6 protein-coding genes are annotated in these 12,280 nt (G+C 38.0%); 1 reads left to right on the forward strand and 5 read right to left on the reverse strand.

The genetic code is table 11. From position 1 onward, the window contains the following. Positions 1–17: 17 nt before the first annotated feature. From QX565_RS13610 to QX565_RS13630, 5 genes are all read right to left on the reverse strand, one after another. Positions 18–1,511: a RagB/SusD family nutrient uptake outer membrane protein gene (locus QX565_RS13610; RefSeq protein ID WP_289293046.1), complete on the reverse strand. Its 1,494-nt coding sequence runs from the start codon at positions 1,509–1,511 to the stop codon at positions 18–20. 12 nt (positions 1,512–1,523) lie between these two features. Beyond that, on the reverse strand, positions 1,524–4,526 hold the full coding sequence (locus QX565_RS13615; protein WP_289293048.1) for a SusC/RagA family TonB-linked outer membrane protein: 3,003 nt from the start codon (positions 4,524–4,526) through the stop codon (positions 1,524–1,526). A 321-nt stretch (positions 4,527–4,847) separates the two neighbouring features. Beyond that, on the reverse strand, positions 4,848–6,524 hold the full coding sequence (locus QX565_RS13620; RefSeq protein WP_221651195.1) for a T9SS type A sorting domain-containing protein: 1,677 nt from the start codon (positions 6,522–6,524) through the stop codon (positions 4,848–4,850). 198 nt (positions 6,525–6,722) lie between these two features. Beyond that, positions 6,723–10,763, reverse strand: coding sequence for a hybrid sensor histidine kinase/response regulator transcription factor (locus QX565_RS13625; protein WP_289293051.1), 4,041 nt, complete (start codon positions 10,761–10,763; stop codon positions 6,723–6,725). 67 nt (positions 10,764–10,830) lie between these two features. Then, positions 10,831–11,070, reverse strand: a complete 240-nt coding sequence (locus tag QX565_RS13630; protein WP_221651193.1) for a hypothetical protein — start codon at positions 11,068–11,070, stop codon at positions 10,831–10,833. A 7-nt stretch (positions 11,071–11,077) separates the two neighbouring features. Here QX565_RS13630 and QX565_RS13635 point away from each other — a divergent pair, with 7 nt between their 5' ends. After that, a complete protein-coding gene (locus QX565_RS13635) occupies positions 11,078–12,256 on the forward strand; it encodes a multidrug effflux MFS transporter (protein WP_221651192.1) in 1,179 nt (392 codons plus the stop codon). The last annotated feature ends 24 nt before the right edge of the window (positions 12,257–12,280 follow it).

Raw genomic sequence — 12,280 nt, forward strand, 5'->3', positions numbered from 1 at the left:
GTTTACATTCCAAAATATCAATATCCCGAATTTTGGGTAAATTTGCATAATTCTACCTGTTTTGGAGGGAGTGGCATAAGATAGTTTTCCTTATTCCTATTTATATTTCCTGCCGCAACAACACGTTCATTATACAAGTTACACTCTTCCACTTTTTCCCGGCGTACCAACTGAAACCATCTCTTATATTCCGCAAAGAACTCCCATCCCCGTTCATCAAAAACGTATTTATCGAAAAGCTCACAAGAGAGACCTTCCGGGACATTGTTGGCCGTTCCGCCAATAGCTCTTTTTCGTATCCGGTTTATGCAGTCATACGCCAAGTCATCCGGTCCGTTACTAGCCAAATTCTGAGCTTCAGCGTAAATAAGTAGTACATCCGCATATCGGTATATAGGAATAATTCCATCTGACTGTGCTGCAGTAATTCCATAATCGCGATACTTCTTTATAAAAGGAGATTTCATGGCCGACTGCAAGTACGAATTTGGTTGGGGCCTTCCCGGAACCGCATAAGTAGTCTGATAGTTCCACTCTTTTCGTTCATCATCCGGATATTTCAAATAAAACTCCGCATCTCCCAGATAATCGCTCCATCCTTTTTCTTCTTGAGCAAGAAAAGAGATTCCATACTGACTCGCCATATTCGTAGTCCGAGAGCAGTTCACAGCGAATATATGTTCCGTATTATCATTCTTCGTAACCTCTTTCCACAAATCGGCATAATGATCCACCAAGTCATGATGATTATATGGGGCCTCTATTATTTCCCTGGCTTTCTGTGCCGCCTTCGCATAATATTCAGTCCTGTGCAATGGCCATCCGGCCATTGTCAAATAAACCTCTGCAAGGCAGGTCTGCGCAGCAATTTTCCCAACAGAAGAATTATCTTTTGTACGAGGGGTTTCTGGCAGATAGGTTTCGGCCAGAATCAAATCGGGAACGATAATCTTATCATATATATCCGCCACTTTATTACGTCCGATATTCTCGTTACCCAATATATCCTGAGTCGATTTGGAATCGACTATACCCGGAACATCTCCGAATAACCGTACTAGGTTATAATAAGCAAAAGCCCGCATAAAATAAGCCTCACCCAAATAGGCTTGTTTTTCATTCTCTGACACTCCATCTTCATTACTACCACGAATACCTTCAATCATTAAGTTAGAATTTAATATCAGATCATACATATTCTTCCAAAACCAATGAACATCCAACTCGCTAATTGTAGCATCCGCACGTAACTCATCAATAACAATAGTACGTGATTTACTCAACATTCCGGAAATTACATCATCAGCCCCCAATGTTAAGGTAAACAATCGGCAGCAATAACCATAATTCCAATGCCAAAGAGTACGATACAGCCCATTCGCCGTATTAGTTAAATTTGCTTCATCATATATAATATTCTCCGGAGTCAGAAAACTGAGAGGCTCTTGCTTCAGATCCACACACCCCGATAAAAGCAAAACGCTGAAAACTATTCCAATAATTTTTTTCATTTTTTCCATCTTTTAAAATGAGAAATTCAATCCTAACATGTAATTACGTCCATTCGGATAATATCCCCAATCAATACCCGAAGCCAACGGAGTTTTCAAAGTTACTTCCGGGTCTATTCCTGAATATCCGGTAAACAAAAATGGATTCTGTACGGATACATAACACCTCAAAGACGACACCCGCAGCTTTTGCAAAACTTTCTGCGGCAAGGTGTATCCGACTGTTATACTTTTCACTTTTACAAAATCTCCCTTCTCTACGAATAAAGAAGATATCCGTCCCCCTGTCGGTGTCTTGATAAATCCTTCGAGATATCCGCTCTCATCATCCGGACGCCAACGTTTATACATTTCGGGATTAGGAGTCAAACCAATTGTCCGCACCTGACGGGTATAATTATAGATATCGAATCCATGATACCCGATCATAAACAAGTTAAAATCAAAATTCTTCCAATTGATAGTATTACTCCATCCCCAATTAAATTTCGGTTGCCCGTTTCCAATAACACATTGGTCATCTATTGTAATCAAAGGATTATCATCGAGATTTTTAAACTTATAGGAACCGGCTTCCGGACGGTTTTCCGATTCCGGCAATCCGGACACTTCGGCCATTTTCCAGATACCCTCGTATTGGTATCCCCATATCGTACCTATCCGTCCTCCCTTTATATAACGGAAATAGTCATTTTCATATCCTCCCGAAGGCATGATCATATCAATATCATCCGAAAACTTCTTAAAAGTTCCTTGGTTGTGCGATAAGGTGAGCACGCTGTTCCATGTAATGTTTTTTACAGCCACAGGCGTCATGTTAACAGTAACTTCAACACCCTTATTCAAAATATGGGCGACATTAGCCAACTTCGTTTCCTGTCCGGTATGAAGAGGTACATTGACATTAATCAGCACATCTTTACTCAACTTATGGTAAAGGTCAACATTAAACACCAACCTGTTATTAAAAAGACCGAAATCAAGACCAATGTTGTATTGCTCGGTACGTTCCCATCCCAAATTAGGGTTTCCGATCCGTTTCAAGGAAAGTACCAAGTCATTATTAGCATTCCGACTAGTTACATATTCGTTAAATGCCGAATACGCTGCTACCGCCTGATTTCCAGTTTGACCGTACCCTAAGCGCAATTTTAATTGGTCAAAAGGTACTCCATCCATAAATCTTTCCTGTTTGATATCCCAAGCCAAAGCAAGAGAGGGGAAATTATCCCAACGTTTACCATACGCCAATCGAGAAGAACCGTCCCAACGATATGACGCAGTCAGCATATATCGATTCATAAAAACATAATTCACACGTGCCAAAGCCGACATCATCGCCGTTTTTATTCGAGAAGACTCACCACCGATCACTTTTCCTAAAGATGTATTATTCGCTCCAATTTCAATAGAAGCAAGTCCAGATGCCGAAGAGGTATTGATAAAGTCATCACTATAGCTTTGTTCAAAGACAAACGTTGTATTCAACCGATGATTACTATTTATCTCTTTCACGTAGCTCAATATATTAGAATTTATCCAACTGTATGAATGGCTGCTCTGCGCCCTTGACGAGGTAAGAGAAGTTCCTGCCCAAGTTTCGTAACAATCCTCATTAAAAGTAGACCGATAAATACTCGATCCAAAATTGAAGCTTTGATTCATCCGTAAGGACAAACCTGGTAGTAATTTTAAGTCGACATATCCTTGTAAGCGTATTTTATGAGAATAATCGTCTTTATCCTGTTCCCAAATATGTCCCATTGGGTTATACTGTGCACTACCCAATAAATTAAGATTGTTATATTTCCCATTTTCATCTTTGGGAGATATTGTATTTGGGAAAATCAAGCTTTCTATTAATACCCCCCTGTACTGAGAGAATCTCGGACCTTGTGAGGTCGTATACTCTCCCCATAAGTTTACTCCCGTCTTTAACCATGATTTTATTTCGCTGTCAACTTTTACACGGTAGTTTACTTTCTCATTAGAAGATGTCTCTACAATACCTTCATTAGAAGAATAACGACCAGAAATAAGATATTGAGTCTTATTTTCACCACCAGAAATCGATATTTCATGGGCATGTTCCACCGCACATTTTCTGAATATATTATCGACATAATCATATCCGATACTACCATTATCAAAAGCAACTATCTCATCCGCAGTATAAAATTCTCTGACCTCAGTACCCGAAGCTGTATAAAATTCTTTACCATACTCGTTTGCCAACCGTGCAAACTCACCCGATGTCATCATGTCCGGTAAAGAATAAGGAGCTTTAAAATTGATATAGCCATTATATTGTACCGTAATCTTTCCTTTTTCAACATTTTTCGTAGTTACCAAAATAACACCATTTGCACCTTGCGAACCGTATATAGCCGTTGCTGAAGCGTCTTTAAGTACTTCGATCGATTCTATATCAGCAGGATTCAAAGAGGAAAGGCTTCCTCCAATAAAACCGTCAATCACTACCAGGGGGCCTGTATCAGCTTGTATTGAGTTAACACCACGTACTCGTATTGTAGCTTCTGAGCCCGGTTGTCCGGAAGCAGATATGATACTCACTCCCGAGAACCTTCCCTGCAAAGCATCGGTAATATTCGATACCGGCATCTGTTTCAAAGCTTCATCAGCCTTCACCGAAGCGACTGATCCTGTCAGATCCGATTTACGCATAACGCCATATCCCACTACTACCACTTCATCCAGATCATAGTTATCTTCTTCTAAAACTATTTTTATCGTACTTCTCCCGTTCACAGATACCTGTCTGGTTTTATACCCAACATACGAAACCTGTAATACAGTTTTCGAATCGCATTGTAAGGTAAAATTCCCTTCTTCATCTGTTATCGTACCTTTTTGGGTATCTTTCGCGAAAATAGAGGCTCCGAGAATTTTTTCTCCAGACCTACTCTCCACACTCCCTCTTAACACTATATTCTGAGCCACCCCTTCCATTCCCAATAATAGAAGGGCTAAAAACAGTATTTGTCGTTTAATCATAATACTCTTCACATTAAATTTTAATTATTATCTACTGACGTTGTATATCATCAGCAACCTTAATACGCACAATATAAGTATCCGATTATCCAACAGTTACTATAATATACATGGGCACGTACATAAGGCTTTCGCCGACTATCCTGATTTCATCTCCTGTTACAGCACTTTTTTATTACAGCACTTAAATCAGAAGCCGGTTCATATCTACCTGTCCTCGATGTAAAACCACCTGAAATCAGATATATATCTTGTTATCAGTGGAATACCGCTGATAACAAGACAAGTACCTAATAACAATCTTTTTATCACTGAATACCTTTATAATATAATCATCTTTGTCATCGAGTGTCCACTCTTCTCTATCTTCACAATATAAGTTCCTTTCTCCAATACTGTCGATTTGGAAAAATCACCCGTATAGAAAGATTTCACACACTTTCCTGTAATATCAAACACCGTAACATTGCTATTTGCCACATTTACATATAAAACACCCGAACTAGCGTAGATTTCCTTTCCGTCAAAAATTGACTGTACAGAAACAATACCACCTGCGGGGTCCACTTCATATACTCCCAAGTCAACAGGATCTTCATCGGTCATGGCCCGCTTTTTTCCAACAATATCACAATCAAATTCAACTAACGCATCATAATAACTGTTACCCTTGTTAATCAGAAATGATGTTTCATTCATTTTCCAGTTAGCATTTCTAATCTCTGTAAGTGCGTCAATATCCGTAGAAGATACAGCTCCCACAAATGATGTCGGTTTAATAAATTTTGCGTAATTCACTTCCACATCCTCTCCCATATTATCATCTGATATTCGGTATAGAGGATAAAACGACCAGTCCGAATTTTCCGCTTTAGTTATTATATCTTCAGATCCCCTGTTAGAGGCTACGCAATCGAAATAACTAACCGTCGAACCGGCTTGCGTATACATGTAAGCCTTACTACCGGAAGTAGTCATATTGTTCCAGACCACACTATTTGCCAATGTACCACCACCATCAGCATCAAAAAAAACTGAATAACTGCCTTGATCACCGGTCAGGTTATTACACACAGTCATATTAATAAACATAGCCCCCCTGTCCGTATAAATTGGATAACCTGTATTATTATAAACCAAACAATTTAAAATCGTATTAGAGGACCAATTAGCTGCAATAGCCGAACCTTTACCATATCCATCAGCAGCACTCCCGGATATATTGTTATAAAAGATACAATTAGTTATCATACCTGCTGCAGCAGCACGCAAACCACCACCACATATACTCCCCCATTTCAATCCTCGGTTACTATCAAATACACAATGGTCAACATAGTTCACATCTTCAACTGATGTACTGGAAAGATACAATCCCGCACCACCGTTTTTATCATTCGCGGCAGACGAATTATTGAAAAAATAACAATATTGCACTTTACCGCCCATATACATTTGTACACCGCCGCCTCCCCAAGTCGACACATTCTCACGAAAAATACAGTTCTGCACAACTCCACCTTTTCTTACAGTAACCGCCGAACCTTTACTCTTCTCAAAAGTAATACCGTCAATAAACGTTTCATTCAGGAATTGAGTCTTCTGATTTGTAATATTAGAGGCTGTAGCCGCAGCGTCAATCGAAAGTATCGTCTGGTTAACAAAGTCCCACGGCTGCCCCCCTTCGACCTTTATCCGATCTTCCAACTTACTTTCAGTTCCGGCAAAGCCGCCGTACAAAGAAGTACCGGATTTCATGGTTAAATACACTTTAGAAGCATCTAGTTCCTCATTTTTAATCATATAAATACCTGCAGCTATCCATACCTGGTCTCCCGAAGCAGCAGCCTCATAAGCCATCTTTATATCCGTATAAACCAGTCCCGGATTTTTATCACTCCAAGCCGTAGATTCAACATTCGGCTTTACATAATACACTGTAGCGTTTGCCCAAATCGCCATACACATTAATGATAAAAAGAGATACAATTTTCTCATGGCATTTCAATTTAATAGTTTAACTTTTATTTTTAATACGCCACAAAAATAGGGTTAAAAACAAGGGAAGATTGGATAAAATTGTACGTAAAACAACCCAATATTTTCCGTCTCAGAATATAGGAATGCTCTATTTATCAAGAATATACATTGGAGAGGAAATATTTATTTCCCCTCCAAATCTCTATTAATCAACTTTTAAAATGAAGTACCCTTACGATAAGCGGTAGGAGATATTCCAAATTGTTCTTTAAAACATTTTCCGAAATATTTTGGAGATCCAAATCCTAATGTATATGCAATATCGGCAACCGACATTTCCATATTATCACGAAGAAAAACAGAAGCTTTTTTCAATTTCACATTCATAATAAAATCATTCGGTGTCTGACCGGTAACTCCTTTCAATTTAGCAAACAACTTCGTACGACACATATTGAGCTCGGCACATAATACCGGAATGTCAAAATCCGAATCATCAATATGCTTTTCTATAACCTCACAAACTTTTTCTATAAAAGTAAGATCTTGTTCATTAGTTGCCAAAACTTTAGCTGAAACATCCGGGCGGCAGCTAAATTTTTTCTGAAGTATCCTTCTGTTATTAACCAGATTATTACAACGAATTATAAGAGTTTCTATATTAAAAGGTTTAGTAATATAGTCATCCGCCCCATTTTTTAATCCTTCTATATTACTCTCTATCGTAGTACGAGCTGTCAATAATACAACTGGAATATGACAAAGCTCCAAACTTTCTTTTATTTTCCGGCATAACTCCGAACCAGATAAAAAAGGCATCATTATATCACTCAAAACAATATCCGGCTGCAACTCTATCGTTTTCCGGTAACCTTCCTCTCCGTCAGCTGCCAAAGCAACATTATATACCGGAGAAAAAACATCTTTCAACATAAGCCGAAGTTCCATATTATCTTCAACAATCAATATTTGCGGCTTATCGCCATCTTCATTTTCAGATTCACGAACAATTTCAGAAGCTATATCTGTTTCAGACTCCAATATTTTCTTTATGCAAATCTGATCTGCATTTTCTATCTCTGATATTTCAGACTGTTTGAAATGCGATTTCCCTTTCCGTATAGAAACAACAAAACAACTCTCCACACCCGGAACACTCGATACAGAAATATCTCCAGAATGAGACTCTACGATCAACTTTGACAAAGCTAGCCCAATTCCAGTTCCAGGTGTCATACTACTCACCTGTACATTATTATCCACCTGATAAAAACATTGAAATATTTTATCAATATATTCTTCTGAAATACCTATACCGTTATCCGTTACAGAAACTAAGACTCTATCTTTCATTTCCTTCATTCCAACCACAATACACCCCTGTTCAGGTGTAAACTTAAAAGCATTGGAAATAAGATTATAAAATACTTTCTGCATCTGTATAGGATCAATCCATACAAAAATATCATCTTCGCCCTTCTCCAACCGGAATGTTATATTTCTCAAACGAGCCAATTCTGTAAAAGATACATATATCTCATCCAGAAAATCTCCCATATTCACCTGCGAAACTTTCAATAGCAAATATCCCTGTTCATATTTTCGGAATTCGAGCAGTTCGGTTATAAGATTCTGCATATGGTAAGCATTTCTTTTAATTGCAAGAATCTTTTTATAAACCGCAGGAGAAACACGAGAAGTTTGCAGTAACATTTCAACTTGCCCCAAAATAAGAGTTAAAGGTGTTCTAAACTCATGCGATATATTTGTAAAAAAACATAATTTTGACTGATTAGTCTGTTCTATACGATCTTTTTCCTTTTTTTCATACTCAAGCGATGTCCTTAACAGCAACTTCGATTTGATCGAAGACAAATAAATGTAAATTAAAGAAATAACGATAAATACATATATCAGATATGCCCACCATGATCTGTAAAATGGAGGGGAAACATGAATCAATAACTGTTTTTCACAAGCTATTTGCTGGGTACCCTCCCATTTCCCCCGAATTTTAAGTACATAATCCCCTTCTGCAAGGTGCATAAAATTCAGACTATATACATGTGGAGGTATTTTAACCCATTGATTTGACAATCCGGACATCTGATATTCATAAACACAACGGTTAGATGGAATATAATTATCTGAAATAAATGAAATTGAAAGTATTGTTTGATCATACTTCAAATCGATTTTATTTGTAAATGCCAACGTGGACTTTAATATCCCCGTAGAATCACCGGGAATAACTCTATGATTATTAACTAAAAGTTCCTGAAATTCAATTTTAAAGGGAGTATATTCCTGTTTCAGATCTTTTTCCGTGAAGGAAATAATACCATCTATCCCCGAAAGGTAAATCTGTCCGTCAGAAGTGACACAAACATCCCCGCCATAAGCAGAAGAAAGCGGGAATCCATTTTCCACCCCATAATTATATACTCTCTTATTCCGAGGGTCAAGCAAAGAAATTCCTTCAGTATGTAAAAGAATTAAATACCCATTCTTGGATTCAGCAATATTACCGATATAATTATTCTTCAATCCACAACTACGTTGATCAAACCGATGGAAGCAATCATTTTTTGCGTCATATAAATTTAGACCTCCTCCACCCGTCGTTATCCATAATCTATTCTGCGAATCCAGAAAAAGTTTCTCCATATTATTACTGCTTAAAGAAGTTTCTTCTTTCGGATCATACAGATATTCTTTTAACTTTTGTTTTTTGGTATCAAAGCATAACAATCCTTTCCCTGCAACCCAAAGATTCTGTTCTTTATCAAATAATATGTCCACAACAAAGGGATTGTGCTTATGCAGGCATTCAGAAAAAAGAGAAAATTTATTCGTCCGCATATCAAACAGGTATAATCCGGAATGAGTCCCAACCAATAACGAGTCTTTCCCATACGGTTTGATAACTCGTATCGATACCGCATCTCCAACTGCATCTTGGGAATTGTGATATTCATCAAATATTATATATTCCCGCGTAGACATATTAAATTTACATAATCCTCCGAAATGTAGTCCTAACCACAATATATGGTTATTTTTATCATAATATGCAGTTTTTATATTCGATTTAAATATATATTTGCCGCGAGATCTTTCAATAGAATATTGTTTGCATTGTTTTTTTTCTACATCATAATAAATAACTCCTTCACCTTCTGTACACAAAAAAAGATTTTCATACTCATCCTTAATAATATTTCCGACAATAGGACCGGAAACATTTATTTTCCCAGGATATTGCAAATCAAGATAAGCATATGATTTAATTTCGGGATTAAAGTAATTTACTCCACCATAATATGTACCAATCCAGATAGTCCCTTGTACATCTTTATACAGCGACCAAACAGAACAATCAGACAATTTCCACGAATCACGTTCTCCTTCATCGAAAAACGCTAAATTCTGTTTATCTTCATCCAAGCGATTAATTCCGAGCGATGTACCGATCCAAATTCCCCCCTTATTATCTTCACAAATATCCCTCACAAAATCTGACGACAACCGGCACTCTTTCCTCGAAGCTACCGTACAATAGTGCTCTACCAAACGAGTATCCTGAAAACAATACAACCCCGTGGTATAAGAACCTATCCAAACATCATTTTTCGAATCTTCATATACAACAGAAACTCGTCCTATATCCGGTAATAATTGCGTAACTTGCTTGTTTTTATCCAAGTAGTATACTCCCGAAGAAAATGTTCCAACAATAAGATTTCCATTTTTCAGTTCTTTTACTGCTGATATATTTACCTGATATGGAAATTGAAGAAAACTTTCAATAGCCCCATCTTTATAGATATACAAATGGTTATATTCTGCAATCCAAAGGTGACCATAACCGTAGGAAACAGCTGTACATACATTCTCTTTTAAAGTCAAAAAATTGTTTGTCTTTAAATCGTATTCTGAAACGCCCCGATTTGTGAGAATAAATACTTTTCCATTCCGGTCCCCACATATTTGTCTAATTCGTTCACCACACAACGAATTTGAATTACCAGGTTCAGGAGTAAAAACCTGCATTCCACTCTGGTCATAACGGTTTAACCCCTCACGAGTTCCAAACCAAAAAGAGCCTAATTCATCCTGATAAATACTCATTACTGAAGGCTGAGACAATCCCTGCTTCATACCCAATTTGGAAAAATAAATACCATTTGCATAAAGCACATTACAACAGAGCACGAAACAAGTAACAATCAATCCTGCAACAAATTCTTTTTTCATAATATTAGTATATACACGATTACAAATACATTCTTTCGGCAAATTTATAAAAACAAAAACTCTATTTTCAACTTTTAAATATAAAAATATGCTTGTTATTATCCATACGATAGTCTACAGTAAGCATTCGGCTATCCTCGTATTCTATCCGTATCTTTGTATACCAAACAATGATGTATGTACAAGATTCTGTTCTTTTTATAATACCAATAACTTTATTAGCGACAATCAGGCCGAACAAGACACCGGACAGAACGAAAACATCCGGTACATTGTAGCGTACTTTGCCACCGAAAATCAAAAACAAGATCATTATGAAAGAAAAGACCGGCAATTCTGCCCTTTATATCCTTTTGTTAGTAGGAGCAATTTCAGCTTTCGGTCCATTCGTTACCGACTTTTATCTACCCGCACTTCCGGCATTGGGTATCTATTTTGACACTTCCGCCTCTATGGTAGCGCTTACCCTCACTGTCAGCATGGTAGGGTTGGCTATAGGACAACTCTTCATCGGTCCCCTCTCCGATCGCTATGGACGGAAATTCCCACTCTTGGCGTCGCTCATTCTGTTTGTCCTGTCTACCCTGGCTTGTCTGGCGTCCACTACAATTTATGAGTTCCTCATCTTCCGATTTATACAGGGGGTAGCAGGAGCAGGCGGAGTAGTCATTTCCAAATCCATCGCTACGGACCTGTATAAAGGAAAACGCTTGGCACACTTCTTCTCCATACTGAGTAGTGTACAAGGTCTGGCCCCTATCTGTGCTCCCGTTCTGGGAGGATTATTACTCATGGTAACAGACTGGCGAGGTATCTTCCTGACTTTACTGGGCATAGGAATCCTTCTGCTATTTTTCACCACTTACTTTCACGAATCCCTATCAATACGTAATCAAGGTAAAGTGAAAGACACCTTTAAAGCTTATCTACCCGTATTGCGTAATCATCACTTTATGCGATATGTACTGATACAAGCTATGGCAATGGGAGTCATGTTTGCCTATATCGCTGCGTCACCTTTCATCTTTCAGGAACACTACGGATTATCGCCACTCACATATAGCCTCTGTTTCGGTATCAATGCATTGGGTATTATGGGAGGAAGTCTGCTCGTCATCCGCTTCCGACAAGTAGAGACAGCACTACAAATCGGTGTACGGGGATTCCTGCTACTGAGTATTGTAGTAGCTATAACACTGACCTGTAACTTCTCTGTTTATTATGTAGAAACAGCTTTTTTCATTCTGTTAGTATTCCTGGGTATGATACTTCCCACCTCTACTACACTGGCCTTGGAACCCGTACGTGAGAGTTCCGGTAATGCATCGGCTATTCTTGGTTTCCTTACCTTTTTTGTAGGTGGTATTTGCTCTCCTCTGGCAGGGTTGGGCAATATGTTGATTTCGACCTCGATACTGATCGTGTTTTGTGCATTTTGTACACTCCTATTGACAAGAGGAAAAAACAGAAATATAAAATTTCAATATAGATAAGTAGAAATCTACCTGAACAAAGTG

Source organism: Bacteroides sp. 41_26 (assembly GCF_949740115.1).
GTDB classification, from domain to species: domain Bacteria; phylum Bacteroidota; class Bacteroidia; order Bacteroidales; family Bacteroidaceae; genus Bacteroides; species Bacteroides nordii.